The sequence below is a fragment of the Komagataeibacter europaeus genome, assembly GCF_002173515.1.
Taxonomy (GTDB): domain Bacteria; phylum Pseudomonadota; class Alphaproteobacteria; order Acetobacterales; family Acetobacteraceae; genus Komagataeibacter; species Komagataeibacter europaeus.
Map to the genome: position 1 here is coordinate 2,269,270 of NZ_CP021467.1, position 18,979 is coordinate 2,288,248.

The 18,979-nt window shown below is 58.7% G+C and carries 17 protein-coding genes and 1 tRNA gene; 1 reads left to right on the plus strand and 17 read right to left on the minus strand.

Translation table 11 applies throughout. The annotated features are described in order from the left end of the window. Nucleotides 1–26: 26 nt before the first annotated feature. The 12 genes from S101446_RS10465 to rlmB all read right to left on the minus strand — a co-directional run bounded on the left by S101446_RS10465 (nt 27) and on the right by rlmB (nt 10,039). Complete coding sequence (locus S101446_RS10465; RefSeq protein WP_187293606.1) at nt 27–623, minus strand: DedA family protein; 597 nt, start codon at nt 621–623, stop codon at nt 27–29. Between the two features lie 398 nt (nt 624–1,021). Further along, nucleotides 1,022–1,663, minus strand: a complete 642-nt coding sequence (bluB, locus tag S101446_RS10470) for a 5,6-dimethylbenzimidazole synthase (RefSeq protein ID WP_208620513.1) — start codon at nt 1,661–1,663, stop codon at nt 1,022–1,024. Between the two features lie 15 nt (nt 1,664–1,678). Then, nucleotides 1,679–2,305: a hypothetical protein gene (locus S101446_RS10475; RefSeq protein ID WP_232272473.1), complete on the minus strand. Its 627-nt coding sequence runs from the start codon at nt 2,303–2,305 to the stop codon at nt 1,679–1,681. A gap of 142 nt (nt 2,306–2,447) precedes the next feature. Continuing rightward, on the minus strand, nt 2,448–2,678 hold the full coding sequence (locus S101446_RS10480; RefSeq protein ID WP_010508703.1) for a hypothetical protein: 231 nt from the start codon (nt 2,676–2,678) through the stop codon (nt 2,448–2,450). 187 nt (nt 2,679–2,865) lie between these two features. Next, nucleotides 2,866–3,735 carry an aldose 1-epimerase family protein gene (locus S101446_RS10485; RefSeq protein WP_087608873.1) on the minus strand — a complete coding sequence of 290 codons (870 nt, stop codon included), beginning with the start codon at nt 3,733–3,735 and terminating at the stop codon, nt 2,866–2,868. Between the two features lie 61 nt (nt 3,736–3,796). Continuing rightward, nucleotides 3,797–4,267 (minus strand): hypothetical protein, encoded by a 471-nt coding sequence (locus S101446_RS10490; protein ID WP_010508707.1) that lies wholly within the window; start codon nt 4,265–4,267, stop codon nt 3,797–3,799. A gap of 194 nt (nt 4,268–4,461) precedes the next feature. After that, entirely contained in the window at nt 4,462–4,899 is a 438-nt protein-coding gene (locus S101446_RS10495) for a CHRD domain-containing protein (protein ID WP_010508709.1), read from the minus strand. Nucleotides 4,900–5,098: 199 nt separating this feature from the next. Further along, a complete protein-coding gene (locus S101446_RS18625; protein WP_279629047.1) occupies nt 5,099–5,221 on the minus strand; it encodes a hypothetical protein in 123 nt (40 codons plus the stop codon). A gap of 44 nt (nt 5,222–5,265) precedes the next feature. Further along, nucleotides 5,266–6,273, minus strand: a complete 1,008-nt coding sequence (locus S101446_RS10500; protein ID WP_279629048.1) for an SDR family oxidoreductase — start codon at nt 6,271–6,273, stop codon at nt 5,266–5,268. A gap of 109 nt (nt 6,274–6,382) precedes the next feature. Continuing rightward, nucleotides 6,383–6,733: a RidA family protein gene (locus S101446_RS10505; protein WP_010508718.1), complete on the minus strand. Its 351-nt coding sequence runs from the start codon at nt 6,731–6,733 to the stop codon at nt 6,383–6,385. After that, nucleotides 6,708–8,963 carry an FUSC family protein gene (locus S101446_RS10510; protein ID WP_244184172.1) on the minus strand — a complete coding sequence of 752 codons (2,256 nt, stop codon included), beginning with the start codon at nt 8,961–8,963 and terminating at the stop codon, nt 6,708–6,710. The genes S101446_RS10505 and S101446_RS10510 overlap by 26 nt, the downstream gene beginning before the upstream one ends. Nucleotides 8,964–9,214: 251 nt before the next feature. Further along, nucleotides 9,215–10,039 (minus strand): 23S rRNA (guanosine(2251)-2'-O)-methyltransferase RlmB, encoded by an 825-nt coding sequence (rlmB, locus tag S101446_RS10515; RefSeq protein WP_053323466.1) that lies wholly within the window; start codon nt 10,037–10,039, stop codon nt 9,215–9,217. A 117-nt stretch (nt 10,040–10,156) separates the two neighbouring features. Here rlmB and S101446_RS10520 point away from each other — a divergent pair. Continuing rightward, nucleotides 10,157–10,242: transfer RNA gene (locus S101446_RS10520), tRNA-Tyr, on the plus strand. Between the two features lie 78 nt (nt 10,243–10,320). Here S101446_RS10520 and S101446_RS10525 read toward each other — a convergent pair. The 5 genes from S101446_RS10525 to S101446_RS10545 form a co-directional block, all read right to left on the minus strand. Beyond that, a complete protein-coding gene (locus S101446_RS10525; protein WP_087608323.1) occupies nt 10,321–12,423 on the minus strand; it encodes a PQQ-dependent dehydrogenase, methanol/ethanol family in 2,103 nt (700 codons plus the stop codon). Nucleotides 12,424–12,968: 545 nt separating this feature from the next. Then, nucleotides 12,969–14,018: an AraC family transcriptional regulator ligand-binding domain-containing protein gene (locus S101446_RS10530; RefSeq protein WP_087608324.1), complete on the minus strand. Its 1,050-nt coding sequence runs from the start codon at nt 14,016–14,018 to the stop codon at nt 12,969–12,971. A 570-nt stretch (nt 14,019–14,588) separates the two neighbouring features. After that, nucleotides 14,589–15,860, minus strand: a complete 1,272-nt coding sequence (locus S101446_RS10535) for a M20 family metallo-hydrolase (protein ID WP_087608325.1) — start codon at nt 15,858–15,860, stop codon at nt 14,589–14,591. Between the two features lie 68 nt (nt 15,861–15,928). Further along, on the minus strand, nt 15,929–17,329 hold the full coding sequence (locus S101446_RS10540) for a sodium:solute symporter family protein (protein ID WP_087608326.1): 1,401 nt from the start codon (nt 17,327–17,329) through the stop codon (nt 15,929–15,931). Between the two features lie 235 nt (nt 17,330–17,564). After that, nucleotides 17,565–18,977: an amidase family protein gene (locus S101446_RS10545; protein ID WP_341865145.1), complete on the minus strand. Its 1,413-nt coding sequence runs from the start codon at nt 18,975–18,977 to the stop codon at nt 17,565–17,567. Between the last annotated feature and the right edge of the window lie 2 nt (nt 18,978–18,979).

Genomic DNA, 18,979 nt, shown 5'->3' on the forward strand with positions numbered 1-18,979 from the left:
GATAACCGAACCGGACGGTGATCCGCTTACGCCACCGGTGATCCGGACGTACCCTGTGCCGCCGCATCCGCACGGGCTTCAAGCAGGGCCTGCCGGGTCAGGCGTTCTTCATTACGACGCAGGAAAATGGCGCTGGCCACCAGTCCGGCAGCCACTGCCAGACCCATCGCAATGCTGGCGGTACCTGATACCTGCGTCACCTTGCGGCCAAGATAATACGCACCTGCGGCATATCCCCCGGCCCAGCACAGGCCACCCAGCGCATTGAACACCATGAAGCGCGGCCACGGCATATGGTTGGCCCCGGCCAGCAGGGCGACAAATACCCGCAGCAGGGCGACAAACCGTCCGAAAAACACAATGCCACTGCCATGATGACGGAACAGGAAACGCCCCAGCAGCAACCGGTCCGGGGTCAGCTTGATCCGTGCGCCATATTTCTGCAGCAGCGGCAGGCCGACCTTCCGCCCGATCAGATAGCCGATGTTGTCCCCGATCACGGCCCCCGTCACCGCGGCAAGGGCCACGAACTGGATATCCAGCTTATGGGTGGCGGCACAGTAGATGGACGCTGAAATAATCAGTGTTTCAGCCGGCAGCGGCAGTCCCATGCTTTCCAGCATGACGATAAAGGTAATCACCCCATATCCGTAATGTTGGAACAGGTATTCAAAATGGTGCAGCAGCGTTCAGTCCTCCATCGCCGGGAAACGGGCACGATCCATGCATTCCGCGTACCGACACGACCGGCCCGCCCGGCACGGAACGTCAACAGGTAGGGTGAGAGTACATCACCCGAATATGGCCAGCCTGAAACCCGGCAGGCACAATGGGTGAAACAGGACGACAGCAAAACCGGCTTTAGCGAATATCTGCCACCCGTTTTTTTTCCTGTCCGGTTCCCTGCCCCGGTCCGGCGCCCGTTGCCCTGATCGGGCATGACCCGCGCACGGCCACGATGGAACCGGGCATATTCCGTGATATGGCAACCGGCACCGGGGCCGGGTGAAAACCAGTGGCCCTAGCGCCTGATCCACTCCCGGCGTTCGGGGGCGCGCCTTTCCCACCCGCGCCGTTCAAGTTCCGGCGTGCTGGCAGGCTGGGCCGGGTAGCCCACGCACAGATAGGCGACGAGTTCCAGAACGGGATCCATGTCCAGCACGGCCATGACCCGTTCAGGATCGATGATGGAAACCCATCCTACCCCGATTCCCGCCGCCGTGGCCGCCAGCCAGAACGTATGGATGGCCATGACCGTGGACCACGTGGTGGTCTGTGGCATGGTCCCCCGGCCCAGTCCGCGCCCCTGCGCGGGTTCGGGATGGGACAGGACCGCCACGTGGTGGGGCGCGTCATCGAGTCCCGCCAGTTTCAGCCGGGCATAACGCTGTGCATCCACTCCCGCGCGATCCGACAGGGCGCTGGCATTGCAGCGGGCAAAATCCGCCCGCACCGCCGCACGACGCCGGGGATCATCCACACGTACGAAGCGCCATGGTTCACTCAGACCCACCGACGGGGCAAGGCAGGCGGTGCGCAGCAGATCGTCCAGCACGGGTTCAGGCAACGGGTCACGGCGGAAATGGCGCACATCACGCCGCCAGCGGAACAGGTCTTGCAACTGCTCCCTGAAGACGGGAGAAAATTCGGGCATGGAAGTCATGCCCTCTTCTTTCGTTCATTGCAGGCGGTCTGTCACGTCCTGGATGCTGTCGGGATCTGCGGACGTGGGTTGCGTAACACCCCCTTCCTCCGGCGCCAGGGGGGCGGCATAGGCCGGGTCTTCCTCGAATTTGGACGCCACTTCGCGGATTTCGTCAAAACTGGCCTTGTACCAGTCCACCTGCGTATGGGTATGGCTGTTCACGACAAAGCTCAGGAACGCGGGGGATGCGCTTTCCTCAATGCCATATAACGCCTCGTCCTCGCTCCCTTTCGTATGGAAGACGAAGTGGCAGTTTGCCGCATCCGCATAGCGCAGGAAGGTATGGTAAATGATGGTCGGCACGATTTCATGCATGGCCTGCCCGATGTAATAGGCTGGGCGCCTGCTGATGATCGCGGGCGTGACGTTATCCAGGATCCCTTCATTTTCCAGCGCGCTGGCGCTGTCCACAAAACGGGACTGGTTGATCGTGACCGTCACCCCACACCGGCGCACGTGATAGGCGCTGGTGACCGTAATGCCGAATTTCTCGTAATCAGGCAGCTTGTTGAACGCGGTCGTGGCCGCATGGGCTGTTTCCACCTGTGCCAGCATGGCAACCACCAGCCATGCCGCACGTCGTGGCATATGTTTACCCATGTCCCTTCGCTCTCCCCATGTGGCGGCCTGTCAGGTGTATTTTACGCTCCTGTTATGTATCGTCCAATGAATATGGCGGCACACCGGAATGCGCCGCCATACGATCATGATGCAGGACCTGCCCGGTCGCAGGCCACAGCAGTCAGGTCCGGTCCCAGCAGCCCCGCAGCGCCAGCAGGGAGGGCGATCCCTCCATCCCGGCATGGCAGCCCGACGGCACGGCGATACTGGGCAGCGTCGCCAGCAGCATCATCCCCTGCTTGCGGTAGGCTGCACCGACCCAGCCCACAACGCGCTGGCGCAGCGTGCGGATCTGGAGGGGATTGGAAGAAGGGGAAAATCCCACGGCGGGGACAGGAGAAAAACTACGCATCAAGGCGTTTCCCGTGAGCCTAGCGGGCGAGACTGCCGCATGCTGCTCCTGCGCGCACGCTACGACGCAACCGGGGGGTTGGAAATACGATATTTTCGCAGATTTCCGGGGTGATCCATGCTTTTTTCGCAAGGCTTATTCCGGCAGGTGTTGCATGGAAAAGACACCTGCCGGAAGGGCCATGGGGTCAGAGGCAGCCAACCTGCCACGATGCCCGCCATTCCTGTCCGGGCTGCAGGTGAAACACGCCTGGACGCGTGGAAAAATCGCCCTTGAATCCGACCGGACTGGCCATGCCATGCCACGGTTCGATGCATACGAAATCAGCGCCCGGCTTCATCCATATGCCCAACTGGGGAAAGCCTTCCCATGTCAGACGCAGACCCGGACCATCGGGGATGCGATAGGTCAGTCCCGTACTGGCCGGACGGTCAAAAATCAGCGCATCTGCCGCAAACAGGGATTCATCGAGATGCAGCACCCGACCGACGACCGGGGTGGGAAAGGATTCGGGCAGCAGCAGGCCATCCTTCAGCCGCCGGACGCCTTCCGGCTCCGGCTGGTCGAATTCGATGATGTGCCGGTCCTTGGGCACGTCGGCGGCCAGCGGCCATACAAAGGCAGGGTGCGCACCCAGCGATGCGGGCAGGACACGATTCGCATCGGGGTTGGTCACACAGTACCCAATCCGCAGCCTGCCCTGTTCAATGCGGTATTCAATGACAAGGCTGAAGGCGAAGGGATAGATCCGGCGCGTGGCGTCCGTATCGGACAGTTCGAGGCGGCAGCCCGTCTCATCGCGTTCCAGCCAGCGGAATGTGCAGTCGCGGGCAAAACCGTGCTGGGTCATGCGGTACGCCTGCCCATCCACCCATGCCGCATCATCCACCAGTCGCCCCACAATGGGAAACAGCACCGGCGACTGGCGACGCCACGGGTCACCGCCACACCACAGCAGGTCACGCCCGTCCGCACGCAGGGCACACAGTTCCGCCCCGTGGGCCCGCACGCTGGCCGCAAGGCGGCCGTCGCCAAATGTATGGGTATCTTCTGTCATGCTGGTGGCTCCATCCATGTTCATGATGGTGCCTACCATGCACGATCAGGGGCTGGCCTGCCTATTCATGTACAGCAGGGGTGGTGGCCGCCGCCAGGGTCGCGGACACAGGCGCAGACGCAGCCTTGGCATCCGGCGTCAGGCTTATGGTCAGGCGTTCGACCGAAAATGCCAGCCGCGCGCCGCTGCTGCGCGACGTGAACTTGATATGGATGCCGTTGTTATTTTCCATGACGGCCGCACCCTTCCCCGCGCCAACAGTTGCCTCACCCTGTACGGACCAGTAGGTACCCTCGATATCCTGAATGCGGTACAGGTTATAGACGGTGCCCGTGGCATGGGTCTTGGAAAAGCCAATGGCCGCACCCGAGCCACCGCGGATGCGGAAAGGGTAGTCATGCCCTTCAAACGTCAGGACACCCTTTCCCCATGACATCCCGGCCCCAAGATCGGCCGCCGACAGGGTAAAGGCGATCGTTGCCGTATGATCACCCAGCGCATCCGCCGCATGGGCACAGGCAAAAGGGGTCATACCGGAAAGGGACACAGCAGCCGCTACGGCGGCCAGAGATGCTAGGCGCAAAAGCGAACTCCATGATTTCTGGCGGGCAGGTTGCCCCGCGTCCTTGCGTGACAGACATGATTGGCATGTCGTCCTTTGCACTGTGCCGCACAAATAGCAGCCATGCAAACTATATCATGGACATGATCCCAACGGGTTGCGGTTTATTTTTTTCCGCCGGGACGAACCGGCGCAAGCTGGGCGCGGGCCTCGCCATTGGGCTGGGCGGCCGTGTGCAGGTTTACATAGACCTGACCGTTCTGGAGGGCCTCCGCCTGCTCGGATGACAGCAGGACGGATCCGTGCTGCCCGGATTTATAGGGGCTGGGAATGGGCACCAGCACGCCCGCTTCTTCCCCCGCCGGGGCGGGACCATGGAAATGGGCGGCGACCACCGGCCCGCTCAGCCCGGTCCAGGTCAGGGTATATTTCACAAGATTCGTGCGCGTATTCAGCGTGGCCTGCACGGTGCCATCGGGCTGGCTGGTCGTGCCGTGTTCAGGGGTAAAGTGACCTTCCAGCCGCACGGTGGCCGCAAGGGCGGGAGAAGCCACCACGATACTGGCGGCGACAAGGGCGGGCAGGGCGGGAAAACGGATCATTTCGACCTCCACCACAGGCTGGGCCTGCGGAATTTTTTTGTCACTGAACTAATGGGAAACGCTACGGATGCCCGATTGGGTGCATGATCCGCATCAGTGGCGCAACAAAAATCATGGCCGCGCAGCCCACCCGGCACCGGATCCCGTGACGGCCCGCTTCATGGCCGCCCACACGGCCAGAAAACTGGCGTGACCGGCGTTACCAGGGATGGGAATCGGAAATGAAACGCCCGGCATCGGTAATCATGCCAAAGGCATAATAACATGCTGCAACCCCCAGCAGCATCAGCAGGCAGGACATGATGATACGCATCGACGCCATGTGCCATTGCGGCAACCATGCTGCAAGGACATTCCGCCCCCCTATTATTCCACGCCCGTCCCGCCAGCGGCGGCATAGACCTGACCGGTGATGTAGCTGGCTTCGGATGAGGCCAGCAGCACATAGACAGGCGCCAGTTCCACCGGTTGGCCCGCGCGGCCCATCGGGGTCTCGCCGCCAAAATCATGGATGTTTTCTTCCGTCTGGCCACCACTGACCTGCAACGCGGTCCAGAACGGGCCGGGGGCCACCGCGTTGACGCGGATGCCACGGTGGACCATCTGCTTGGCCAGTGATTTGACGAAGGCGACAATCGCCCCCTTGGTCGCGGAATAATCCAGCAGGATTTCAGACGGGCTGAACGCATTGACCGACGCCGTGGCGATGATCGCGCCCCCGCGCGGCATGAGGGGAATGGCCGCCTTGCTCAGGTAAAACAGCGCGTAGATATTGGTGCGGAAGGTTTCATCAAACTGTTCGTCGCTGATATCAAGGATACTGTCCTGATGGCGCTGGCGGCCTGCATTGCTGACCAGAATGTCCAGCCCACCCAGTTCCCGGTGCGCGCGCTGCACCAGAGCATCACAGTATTTGCGGTCCCGCAGGTCACCGGGCAGGGCCACGGCCTTGCGCCCGGCTTCGCGGATCAGGGCGATGACCTCCCGCGCATCAGGCTCTTCCTGCGGCAGGTAGGCGATCGCCACGTCCGCCCCCTCACGGGCATAGGCGATGGCAGCCGCCCGGCCAATACCGGAATCGCCACCCGTAATCAGCGCCTTGCGTCCCGCCAGCCTGCCGGACCCCCGATAGCTGGTTTCCCCATGGTCGGGTCGTGGCGTCATCTTCCCCGCAAGGCCAGGCCAGGGCTGCGACTGCTGGGGAAACGGCGGGCGGGGATAGGCATTTTCGGGATCCACCAGCGCGGGCGTGGGGGCCGCCATTTCCGCGGCAGCACCGGACCGGCCGGTCGTGGCCGCCGTGACAAGGCCGGCCGCGGCCACCCCGGTCAGGATCTGGCGACGGGACGAGGCATGGCTGTTATCATCTGGCATGGTGGTCTGCTCCCTGTCATGGGCGGCTCCATGGGACCGCATTCAGGAATCTGAACAGGCCGCCCACGCCACGGTTGCATGAAAACAGGCGCGCAGTGCCGCCCGCAGGTCAGGGCAGGGCTGCGATTCCGGTGATTTCGACCTTCCAGCGTGGATCGGCCAGGCGGGCTTCAACCGTGGCCCGGGCGGGTTTGGCGTCACGATCCAGCCACGCATCCCACGCACGGTTCATCGCGGCCATGTCGTTCATGTCGCTGAGGAAAATCTGTACCGACAGCAGGCGTGCGCTGCTGGTCCCCGCTTCCGCCAGCAGGGCGTCGATCTGGCGCAGGATGTCCGCCGTCTGGCCTTCGGCATCAAGGGTGGGGTCATCGGCCACCTGCCCGGCCAGATAGACGGTATGCCCATGCACGACGGCACCGGTCAGTCGTTCCTCAGGTTGCAGGCGTTTGATGGTCATGGATGGCTCCTTCAGGCTGGTACGGGTTCATGCCCGGCCCGGTCGGGCGCGAATCGGGCAGGACATGGAAACGGTGGGTAATATCGAAAAACCGGGCATGTGCCACAAGTTCACGCACCAGTATTTCCAGATAGGCGACACTCCACCCCAGATCGAGGCGACGCGACAGGTTTCCCTCCGTCGCCACGCGCGCCCGCACGCAGGCCAGCGCATCCCCCGCCGTGTGGGCCAGACCGGCTGGCGGCTGGCCCCGCCATGCGGCAAAGCCTGCAATCGTATGTTCCACCGCCTGCCGCGCATCGGGCGGCAGGCTGCCACGATCCAGCATGCGCCGCAGCCGGATCAGGTTCAGCCCCACGGTCATGGCCGCCAGCACCCCATCCAGATAGGCGTTGGTCTGGGCATCGGACATGGAGACGGAATGGCGGACCAGACGCGCGAACCGTGCGGTCAGCGTATTCACCCATGCGCCGGTATCGGGAATCGCGGGCGCACGTGCGATACGGCGCAGGTCGCCCACCATCTGGCGGCGCATGCGCCAGCGTTCCGCATCCTGATCAAATGGCAGCACCAGCCGAAACACCAGCACGCTGCACCATATCCCCAGCACGACCGCGCTGTTGGTATTGAAAAAGGTCAGTTCATCCAGCCGCGACTGGTTGCCGGGATAGACCATGAAGGGCAGGAAATTGTTATAGGGCGCGGCCGTGCCCACCGTGCGGGCGTCGCGCAGCGCCAGTCCCCCCACCATCATGGGCACGAACAGGGATGCGACCAGCGTTTCCCACACCGCCTGCCGGGGCAGCACGACAAAGGTCAGGAAGGCCGCCACCACCACCGCCCAGACCGCGCCGCGCAGGAAGCCCAGACTGTCCTGAACCGGGTTTTCATTGGCGGCGAAACGGCTGCATGTCACCACGACGAACATGGCGAAAGTCGGCCCGTCGGGCCAACCCGTCACTTCCCACACCAGACCGCCCACAAGGACCGCGCCCGCCGACCGGACGCCGTTATGCCACGCATCCGTCCGGTCGCGCCATGGCGGGGTGGAAAAGTGGAAATGGTCATGGACCGGGGCCGTCCGGGTCGCCGCCAGATGCGCCAGCGCCGCATCCAGCCGCACCAGCAGCACCCCGAGCGAGGCATTGAGGATATACCCGTCCAGATGTACCTGTGACCCGGCCGCATCCATGGGCACCGGGCCACTGACAGCGATGATGTCATTGACCAGTTGCTGCCGGCATTCCGCCCCCAGCATGCGGATGCGCGCGCGCAAGCCCGGCACGGCGGCAACGGGATCGGGGCCATCCATCAACCCCAGCATGTCCGCAAACAGCGCCTTTGCCGTGGCCAGTGGAGTAGCGAAGGCCGGGGGCACGCCGCCTGCCTCCCGTATGCGCGCCGCCAGTCCCAGTCCACGCGACATCACCACGGCCACGGCGGCCAGCGCCGCGCGCGCATGGTCACCGGCATGGGTGCGGTGCTGCATTTCCACTTCACTGAACTCGATCTGGTCCGAAATGGAAAAGACGGACCCCAGCAGCGTGCGTGACCGCAGGAATCCGGAATCCTGTCCCGCCATCATGCCCGTCAGGGCCTGCGCCGCCTGCCCCACCGCTGCCGCAACGCGGCGGGTGATTTCCCTGTGCGCGACATCGGCCAGATTGGGCGCGAATACCGATGCCAGTCCGCTTTCACACAGGATGCCCAGGAAGATGTAGGTTGAACGCGACATGGCGATCGCGAACACATCACGCGGGTCATCCGCCGCGTTCAGGGCAATCAGGCCGCTGGTGAACGCCATGAGTACCAGCGCATAGGAATGGAAATTGCGCAGGAAGGTCGCAAGCCCGCAACATATTCCCACCCAGACCGCCAGCACCGGGAAAAACAGCCACGACGACTGGGGCAGCGCCGCGATCAGCGCCACACCCGCCACGGCACCACAGACCGTGCCCAGCAGCCGCCAGCGTGCCTTGGACATGCTCTGCCCACGCGAATTCTGCGCCACGATCCATGTGGTCATGGCCGCCCATTGCGGGTCGTCCATTTCCATCCACAGGGCAAGGACCAGTGCCAGAAGGGCTGCGATGGTGGTGCGGAGCGCAAAGCCGAAATCCACCGCACGCGGGGCATACAGCCACCGGAAACGGCGCAGCCAGCCGCCCATGACGCTAACCACGCAGGCAAGGGGCCGTCGGGCTGTCGCCACGCGGGCGATCTGTATCACGCGGTCGTGTCATTTGCCCCGAATGACAAGAATGACGAGATAAATCTACATGTTATAACATAAATAGTTTTTCATGATCCGCCCTGGCCCATGAACACGGGACTGGCCTGCGGCCACCTTTGCGGGTTCATCCACGGAAAATATTGAAACTAAAGGAATTTTTTATAAAGTTTGTGCGAAAAACTTCCGGGAACGCCACCTTTTTGAAAAAAGGTGGCATCCAAAAACTTTTATGGTTTTTTATACGACCTTCAGCGAGGACGGTACATCTCGTATAAGGCCACAGCCGCCGCGTTGGAGACGTTGAGGCTTTCCATGTCGCTGCTCATGGCAAGGCCCGCGATCTCGTCACAATGTTCCCGTGTCAGGCGACGCAGGCCCGCACCTTCCGCCCCCAGCACCAGGGCGACACGACGCTGGCTGAAGGAGGCGCCATCGAGTATGCCGCCACCAGCATCCAGCCCCACCACCCACAGCCCACGGGTCTTGAGCGCATCAAGCACACGCGACAGGTTGACCACCCGGATCAGCGGCACGATTTCCAGTGCGCCGGATGCCGCCCGTGCCAGGGTGCCTGTCTCATCCGGGGCGTTACGGTCCTGCACGACAACCGCCACCGCACCGAATGCCGCGGCCGAGCGCAGGATGGCCCCCACATTGCGCGGATCCGTCACCTGGTCCAGCACCAGCACGGGGCCGGGCCGTTCCAGCACGGTATCAAGGTCGGGTGGTGTCAGCACATCCACCAGCAACGCCATGCCCTGATGCACCGCATCGGGCCCGCACAGCGTATCAAGACGGGCACGTTCGGTGCGTACGGGCTGAATGGGGAAACCACCCTCCAGCCTGGCGGCAAGGGTTTCCTGTGCTTCAGCCGTGACCAGAAGCTGCCGCAGCTTGCGCGCCGGGTTTTCCAGTGCCGCCTGCACTGCATGCTGTCCATACAGCCAGCATGTGCCACGCGGGGCCGAAGCCGCACCCCGTCCCCCGCGACCATTCCGGTCGGATGCAGGGCGGGCGGACTGGGCGGAAGGGGCGGCTGACGCGCCGCGACGACGGGGAGTGCGCATGTTCATGACCGTTCTTTAAGCCCAACCATAGCCTGCGTCATGCCCCCAAACCGGGAATGGATGAAGTTTTTCACGCTGCCTATTGACACCCCCCGCCAATCCCCGTAATTACCGCGCCAACCTGGAGGGATGCCCGAGTGGCTAAAGGGGGCGGACTGTAAATCCGCTGGTGTACGCCTACGTTGGTTCGAATCCAACTCCCTCCACCAACTACCTTTCCCATACAATCACATACGGTATCACAACGCTGGGTTTCCGGCGTTTTTCGTGTTTACGGCACGCCTGCCCTAATTTCCGTCGGTGGTCCCGTGCCATGAACGGTTGGCCTGCTGGATAATGAACTGACGGATATCCTCTATTTTCTGCCGGGACAGAACCGATCCGAATTCATCCATGCCAAAGGCGGTCAGCGCGCCGCGCCCGACAACATTGTAAAATCCGGTATCGTCCGACAATGCGCCCGACCACCGCAGATCGGGCAGGACACCGCCAGACATGACATCATGCCCGTGGCACCCAATGCAGTAGGTGGCGTAATCCGGTGCACCGCGCTGTGCCGCAGCAGTGTCAAAGCGTGCGGGCGGCCTGACGGGCGACCAGTCATGGGGTGCCTGATCGGGCAGCCTGTCATTGCCCTCCAGCGCAAAAACCAGCAGGCGCGATCGGTTTCCCGTGGTTGTCAGATGTTTGTAGGGACCACCAAAATAAAGGGGATAGGTACCACCCCATCCGACTTCGATCGCTACGTACTGGATTCCGTCAATGCTATACGTCATGGGGGTGGCGATGATGCCGCTTTGCGCGGGAAAGGAAAACAGATCCTGTCCATTCAGGGCGTCATAGGCATGAAAGGTACCATCAGATAACCCCTGAAACAGTATATCGCCACCTGTCACCAGCATGCCGCCGTTCCATGGACCGGTATGGTCAATGCGGAAACGTTCCTGCTGCAGGACCGGATCCCATGCGATGGTCCACCCTTTCATATCCGCCATATCCGCTGGCTGCACGCCATCCAGACCCAGGTTCCAGCCCTTGCGGTTCCAGGACCACACCTTGTCCGCATGGTAGGTTTCGGGAACCTGCTGCGCGGGAATATAGGCCAGACGGGTCAGCGGACTATAGGCCATGGGTGGAAAATTATGGGCGCCCAGCGCACCGGGATACATTTTCGTGTTCCTGCCGGTCAGGGTATAAAGGGCATCCGGCGTAAACAGGGGCCGACCCGTGTGGGGATCCAGACCTGTCGCCCAGTTGACAAATACATAATTCCGCCCTGACAGAAACTGTCCCGTCCGGGCATCAATCATGTAAAAGAAGCCATTTTTCGGGGCATGCAGAATAACATGCCTGACCTGTCCATCAACCGGCAGGTCGGCCGTGGTAATCGTCTGGGTGGATGTATAGTCCCACTGGTCGCGTGGCGTTTCCTGAAAATGCCAGACATATTCACCCGTATCCGGTTTCACGGCGACAATGCTGCCCAGAAACAGGTTATCCCCCTTCCCGTCCGAGCGTAATTTGTAATTCCAGGGCGAGCCGTTACCCACGCCAATATAGACCAGATCGGTCACGGGATCATACAGGATCGAATCCCACACGGTGCCCCCGCCGCCCGACACACGCCATGCCTCGGTCGGCGACCATGTGGGCCATGCCATGTCGTGGAGAACGGGATCGGACACGGCATGGTCTGCTTCGTCATCCACATTGGGTACCGTGAAAAAACGCCACTTCAGCTTACCGGTCATGCCATCAAAGGCGGAAACGAAGCCCCGCGCGCCCAGCTCCGCCCCGCCATTGCCGATAATGACATTGCCATGGGCAATACGTGGCGCGCCATCAACACTGTAAGCACGCGCCTTGCCCAGAATGGCATCGGGCGGGATTGTATTGACACTCCAGACTTCCCTGCCCGTTCTGGCATCCAGCGCCACCAGACGGCCATCAAACGTGCCAACATAAATCATGCCATGCCAGTACGCCACGCCACGATTGACCGTGTCACAACACCCCCGCCACGCCGTATCACCGGGAACACGCGGATCATAGGACCACAGCAACCGGCCTGTTGCGGCCTCCAGTGCAAAGACACGTGACCAGTTACTGCTGGCATACATCACGACGTCTACGACGATCGGGATACCTTCCTGCCCCCTGTTGGTGTCAAAGTCATGATGCCATGCCAGTTTCAGACGGTGTGCATTGTCATGGGTGATCTGTGCAAGGGGGCTGAAATGCTGTTCAAACTGATTGCCACCATAACTGGACCAGTCCGTTGACGTCGGGGCCGCAATACCCTCATGCACGGCAAGGCAGGTTACGGCCAGGAAACCGCAGAAAGGGATGGCCAGGAAACGCTTTTTCCATATCGGCTTCATCTGTATCATCTTCGTTGTGAAATTCGGGAAATACGCGCCAAACCATTTTGTTATTTTATAGTAACATTAAAAATGCCATGCCATATGACAGAATCAAAATCAGGATTCCTACATCAAGAAGTGGGAATGATACTGATATGCTGACGTGATGATGGAACCACTGCATCAGGCCACAATTCATGATGCATCCATGTATTGTAAGTTTATCGGGATATATTTCAATAAAGAAAATTAGTGAATAAAATATCCTGATGTATTCATATGCAAAAATATCATTTCAGAAATCTGTCTGTTTTCCGTTTCAACCGCACCGTTTCGTTCGCGACATGCGGTATGCCCATATGTACCCCTGTCCCATCAGTCAGATCAGATGAGTGATGTTCTGTCTTGCAGGCCCGGGCACCCATTGGTTCTTCTGTTAGGTGCGTATCCTGTCTTCCCCGGTATACGCCCGTAACAGTCCCTGCTATTCCCTGCGATACCCCGCCTGAAATTTCCTGCACGGTTTTCCGGCAGAATCAAACAATAATAATATTCATAAGTATTATATATTATCAAACGCCTTCCGATTGAATATACTGATATTTATCTTTCAATGCAGCCTTCCATCGCCTGCGGGACCGGGAGAGCGACGTACTTTCAGCATATCCAAGATGTGTCGCTATGGCATCGCGCTTCAATGCGCCCAGTTCCTCCAGGCGCGTCGCGGTAAGATTACGGTAATGATCAAGCAGGGAACGGAAGGAATGACCGGCCGATTGCAACCGGCGCTGTAATGTACGAACAGACACATCCAGCCGTTTCGCCACGCAGGCCATGCAGGGCTGGCCGATTTCGACACAGAACTCGATGGCATCGATTGTTGCTGCTTCCACCGAATTTGTTTCTTCAGACTGACCGACAAGACTTTTCAGGTGATCTTTCAGAACGGATATCAGGACATCGTTTGCGGTTCCCATACGCATATCAAGGTATTTTTTGGGAAACAGAACGGAATTCGTAGTACAACCATACGTAAAATCACAACCCAGCAATCGTTTCAGCTTGGCGCTTCCATCAATACTCGTATGTTCAAATTCTATTCCCGATGGTACCCAATGGGCTCCAAACCGTGCCTTCAACAGGGCGACAATCGTACCCAGGGTAAATTCCGTATCCTGTCGGCGGGGCCAGCTGCCTGCATGATCAATACAATAGGAAATCCGCGCCAGTTCCGCGTTTTCCGAAAGATGCAGCCGGGAGTGAGACTGCACGGCGGGGAAAAAATCATTGTAGGCAATCATGCCTTCGCGTAGCGTCCGGGCCAGTAAAAACAGCAGACCCAGTGGGCCAATTTCATCCGGTCGGGTTATAAGCCCGAGTTCAAACCCCACGAGTGGCCTGTTATTACGTAATGCCACATCTTCAAGAAATGAAGCGAACGTCTTGAGATGAATGGTTGTATGGGGCAGTGACAGCAACGCGGTCTCGATCTGGGTACGCGCCATCGCACTTTCTACATTCAGCCCCATGTCCTTCAGTCGTGACACAACCAGTGTGACAATCGACATCCTGATAATGGGAAGGTCGTGGCAGGCGTTTTTGATATCCCCTGCCTGTGCCATTGACGCTGATACCATCGCGTTGCTTCCCTCTGGCGCAATAGGATAACACCATGGCGCGCAACAAGATTCCGTTTCAATTAAGAAATTATCTATAAGTCATATTGCTAATTCGTAATGATAAAGCATGGCTTTCCAACAGGCCATGATCCGATATCCGGAACACACGTTCCGCCAGTAGCAATCAATTACCCGGACTGATGCCATGCCAGATTGCGCGCGGCGCGTAGGCGCATCCGGGATGGCGGGATATACCTTGTGGCCATTCCTGCCTGCTCCTGCCGGGCATGGAATGGTTGATTCCTCGTCGGGAATCTCCGGCCAAGTCACAGATCTGACAACCGGTTCGCCCCCGCCTGCACGCCGGATCCAGAACGCTTGGCGCAGCGGACTGGATGGGATGCCAGCGGGCCCAACCTGTCTGACAAGTCAGCCTTTGCAACATCGGGCAGATTATGAAAAATTTTGGTGAAGCTTTTTCAAAAAAGCTTCGAAGAGCGCCACCTGTTTGAAAAAGGCGGCGCCCAAAAGTTTTTATTCTTTATTTATCAACGCATTGATCTCGAACAGTCTCTATGCGTTATTAAAGACGGCATCTGCCTTGAGAACAGCCTTGAGCAGGATGCTGGCGCCGGCTTCAGCATCTTTTTCCGTAATGCTTTCGGCTTCGTTATGGCTCAGGCCATCAAGACAGGGGACAAAGATCATCGCCGTGGGGGTGATCCGCGCCATATAAGCGGCATCGTGACCGGGACCGGACACGATACGCCGTGCCCCGTAACCACTTTCTTGTGCCGCGGCCTCGACCATACCGATACAGGCGGGGTCAAAATGCACGGCCGGGGCATCCCATATCCGCACGATTTCCAGAGCAACGCCGCTACGTTCCGCTATTTGCGGCAACAGGTCATAAAGCTGCGCCTCCATCTGCTGGACGACAGCATCATCAGGGTCACGCACATCAATGGTGAAAAAGACCTCACCCGGCACCACATTGTTGCTGTTGGGACGGTTTTCAATCAGTCCCACCGTGCCCACGGCCGTCGGCGCGTGTGACAGGGCTACCGTGCTGACGGCCTCGATCATGCGGGCAGCGGCCAGAAGCGCATCATGGCGCATGGGCATGGGGGTGGAACCGGCATGGGCGTCCTTGCCCTTTACCGTCACTTCGTACCAGCGTGCGCCCTGCACGCCCGTTACGATGCCGATGGTCTTTTCTTCGGCCTCCAGGATCGGTCCCTGTTCGATATGCAGTTCAAAATAAGCGGTGACGGGGTGCTGGCCACAGGGCTCGCTGCCGCGATAACCAATCGCCTCCAGTTCGTCACCAAAACGCAGTCCGGCCCGGTCACGCTTGTCCAGCACTTCCTGTTCGGTAAAGACACCGGCAAAGACGCCCGAACACATCATGGGCGGGGTAAAGCGGGAGCCTTCCTCATTCGTCCAGTTGATCAGTTCAATCGGATGACGGGTAACGTAACCAGCGCGATGCAGGGCGCGCAGCACGGCAAGCCCCCCCAGCACACCAAGGATACCATCAAATTTGCCACCCGTCGGCTGGGTGTCCAGGTGACTGCCAATGGTAATGGGCGGCAGGCTGTCATCCTGCCCGGCCCGACGGGCGAACTGGTTGCCCATGGAATCATGCGTGACCGTGCAACCCAGTTCCTCGCAGGTGCGCACGAACCAGTCGCGCACCTGCCTGTCTTCCGCCGTCAGGGTCAGGCGGCGGATGCCACCCTTGGGGGTGCCACCAAACCGGGCCGTTTCCATAAGGTCGGACCACAGGTCCTGTCCGTCAATGAAAACATTGTCACCATGGCCTATAGAAGAATTCTGCGTCATTCTGACTTACCTTACTCCATACCCAATGACATTTCCGTCGAACTGACAGATTTATAAAAAACAGTAGATCAAGTCTGGACACTTTTATAAATCGACCTGCGTGAAATCAATTTCGACCCGAAATACAGTACCGATACATTGAAAATCATGCCAATGAATCCAGGATTGATACCAAGCGTGTCTATGTTGGAAAAATACAGCAGCAGCGAGAACAGCACACCACCGACCAGTCCCGTCCCCACAAGCGACGCGGGCATCTTCTTCCTGAAAATCACCAGCATGATGGCCGGAAACGTCTGTGATATCCCGAAGTAATAGATATTGTTGAGGACAATAATATATTTTGAAAGAAAGGAAAGACTGGCGATCGACAGCATCAGGTAGACCGCCATGACAATCTTGGCGCCACGGCTTTGCCATTCACCACTGGACGCATGCAGTACATTGCGTGAAACCAGCGGACCGATGGTCAGGCATATGCCTGATAAAATCACCAATGCGGAAAGAACACATCCGCCGGCGACAAGCCCCTGCGCGCCGGGGGAAAGCGTATTGCTGACCACTGCCATAAACACGTCGTTTGGCGAGGACAGCGCCATATGCGTACGCAACGCATACATGGACATGAGATACAGAAAGGGAAACATCAGCATATAAAATGGCATGATGATCTGGTTCTTCCGCAGCGTATCTTCCGAACGGGCCGTAAATACAAAAGCCACGGCCTGTGGCGCCACGCAGAAGCCCACGCCCTGCAACAGTATTGTAGAAACGATGAACAGATCCTGTGACCCGCTCAGATAGGAAGGCTGCACGACCGAACTGACCAGATGTTCCAGATACGGTTGCGGAACATCCATGAGGTTCAGCGCCGCAACGCCACCCATCACAATCGAGACAACCATCAGTATGTCTTTGAAAATGGAAATATAGGCCGGTGCCCGTATGCCGGAAAACACGACCCATAACAGGGTCATCAACCCCGATATGATCGCCACCAGCATGGTGGGTATATGAAATTTCATATATTTTGTGACAACAAGAATACCAATCAGTTGCGATTCACCGAATGGAACAAGAAACATTATGGAATTTATGACAACGATTATTTCAAGAACATAACTTCCGAAATGTTTCCTGAATATATCCGCAAGGGTAACGCATGAATATTCATCACGAATTTTTAATATTTCTGGATTTATAAAATATCCAATACAGGAAGAAAGTAATATATACCCCAGAAACCACAGGGGAAACATCTCCCCTTTACTATACACCCCGGCAGGAAAGCCCAGCACGCTGCCGATACTGTATGTTTCCCCGATCATCAGGAAAAATATGAGAAACCTGCCAAAATGGCCTGACGCGACAAAAAAATTCTTTACGTCGTAAGTTTTTATGCTCAGCCGGGCACATAAGGCGATCAGCAGGGCCGTCAGGATAACAAGGCAGAAATTTACGATTTCCATAATGCGATTTTACTTTTCCTGCTCAAATAAAACCCACCCCGTCCACATGCAGCCTGGCACCAATATAAAACATGAAAATATCCAGAATACGGATATAGGAAAGCCAGCCACCTCAATACCGGTCCTGTTAAGGAGCAGAGGAACAAATGTTATCATGACAAGCGGCAGGATGCCCGATACCAGGACTGACTTTGCTTTCCTACACATATCTTCCCTCAGATTTTCAGATTACCTGTCAGGACATGTTTTTATAGACATGGCTGGCGCTCTTTATATCCTGACTCATCAAGGCCTCGATGGACATGCTTAACCGCAATACGCCGATATCATCGCGCATCTTTCCCGCAACCTGGACCCCCACCGGCAGACCAGTCGTGGAATAGCCGGCTGGAACGGAAGAAGCAGGCTGCCCGGTCATATTATGCAACAGGGAAAAGCCAGCCCATTCCAGCCAGTCAGCATATTTTTCGTCAGGCACGGTGGCCCCCGCCTTCAGCGGCAGTACAGACACCGTGGGGGACAGGACAAAATCAACCGTATCATGCACCCGCGCGCAAATCTGGCGATAGGTGATGCGTTTCAGGACGGCATCGGCATAATCGCCCATGGCAATGCTTTTGCCATAGTCACCCCATGCACGGAATTCCTGGTCTACAAGTGCACGTTGTTCGGGCGTGTAATGCCGCTGTGCCTCATACGCGCCAACCTGCCACAGGGTGCGATAGGTCGGTCGCCAGTCCTCCATCGGATCAAGCGGGACAATGTCCGCCCCCGCCTTCGCCAGACGATCGACAACGGTACGGAAGATTGCACGAATTTCCTCATCCACAGCCATGAAGCCGAAATCTTCGCTCACGCCGATCCGAAGACCTGACAGGGACAGTGCCGTGATCGGGAAGCTGTCGGCCGGCAGGGCATCAAGCGAGAACGGATCCAGCGGATGACGTCCCTGCATGACCGACAGCATCAGGCCGGCATCCGCCACATTGCGGGTCATGGGGCCAAAATGGGACATGTCGGTGTAATGCGCGCCAACAGGGTACATGGGCACGCGGGCAAAGGTGGGCTTGAGGCCAAAAATACCGCTGAAGCTTGAGGGCACGCGAATGGACCCGCCCCCATCACTGCCCAGCGCCAGAGGCCCGCACCCTACGGCAATGGATGCGCCTGCCCCGCCACTGCTGCCGCCGGGCGTGAAATCCGTATTATGGGGATTACGCGTGATACCGGTAAGCGGACTGTCGGTGACAGCTTTCCAGCCGCCTTCACAGGTCGTTGTCGAGGCGAACAGAACAGCCCCCGCCTGGCGCAGGCGCTCCACCGATGGGGAATCCATGGTTGCGGGAGGCGAATTTTCAGCCACGCGGGATCCACGCGCATAGCGCCATCCGCGGACCATGGCCGTATCCTTGATTGAAACCGGCACCCCTTCCAGCGGGCGGGTCGGAAGACCTTTTTTCCATATATCCCGGGATACGCTGGCGGATGCCAGGGCATTTTCGGCATCAATGCAACAGAAAGGGTTAAGAACTGATTCCACACTCCGGCTTCGGTCCAGCACGGCCTGCATCACTTCAACGGGGCAGAGTGTTCCCGCGCGATAGCCAGCCAGCATGTCCCTTGCGGAGAGTTCACATAGTTCAGCCATTC

Coding starts and splice junctions, on each gene's coding strand:
- S101446_RS10465 (WP_187293606.1), bottom strand. CDS start 623: ATGCTGGAAAGCATGGGACTGCCGCTGCCGGCTGAAACACTGATTATT.
- bluB (WP_208620513.1), bottom strand. CDS start 1,663: ATGACTTCCATGCCCGAATTTTCTCCCGTCTTCAGGGAGCAGTTGCAA.
- S101446_RS10475 (WP_232272473.1), bottom strand. CDS start 2,305: ATGGGTAAACATATGCCACGACGTGCGGCATGGCTGGTGGTTGCCATG.
- S101446_RS10480 (WP_010508703.1), bottom strand. CDS start 2,678: ATGCGTAGTTTTTCTCCTGTCCCCGCCGTGGGATTTTCCCCTTCTTCC.
- S101446_RS10485 (WP_087608873.1), bottom strand. CDS start 3,735: ATGACAGAAGATACCCATACATTTGGCGACGGCCGCCTTGCGGCCAGC.
- S101446_RS10490 (WP_010508707.1), bottom strand. CDS start 4,267: ATGACCCCTTTTGCCTGTGCCCATGCGGCGGATGCGCTGGGTGATCAT.
- S101446_RS10495 (WP_010508709.1), bottom strand. CDS start 4,899: ATGATCCGTTTTCCCGCCCTGCCCGCCCTTGTCGCCGCCAGTATCGTG.
- S101446_RS18625 (WP_279629047.1), bottom strand. CDS start 5,221: ATGGCGTCGATGCGTATCATCATGTCCTGCCTGCTGATGCTGCTGGGG.
- S101446_RS10500 (WP_279629048.1), bottom strand. CDS start 6,273: ATGCCAGATGATAACAGCCATGCCTCGTCCCGTCGCCAGATCCTGACC.
- S101446_RS10505 (WP_010508718.1), bottom strand. CDS start 6,733: ATGACCATCAAACGCCTGCAACCTGAGGAACGACTGACCGGTGCCGTC.
- rlmB (WP_053323466.1), bottom strand. CDS start 10,039: ATGAACATGCGCACTCCCCGTCGTCGCGGCGCGTCAGCCGCCCCTTCC.
- S101446_RS10525 (WP_087608323.1), bottom strand. CDS start 12,423: ATGATACAGATGAAGCCGATATGGAAAAAGCGTTTCCTGGCCATCCCT.
- S101446_RS10530 (WP_087608324.1), bottom strand. CDS start 14,018: ATGGCACAGGCAGGGGATATCAAAAACGCCTGCCACGACCTTCCCATT.
- S101446_RS10535 (WP_087608325.1), bottom strand. CDS start 15,860: ATGACGCAGAATTCTTCTATAGGCCATGGTGACAATGTTTTCATTGAC.
- S101446_RS10540 (WP_087608326.1), bottom strand. CDS start 17,329: ATGGAAATCGTAAATTTCTGCCTTGTTATCCTGACGGCCCTGCTGATC.
- S101446_RS10545 (WP_341865145.1), bottom strand. CDS start 18,977: ATGGCTGAACTATGTGAACTCTCCGCAAGGGACATGCTGGCTGGCTAT.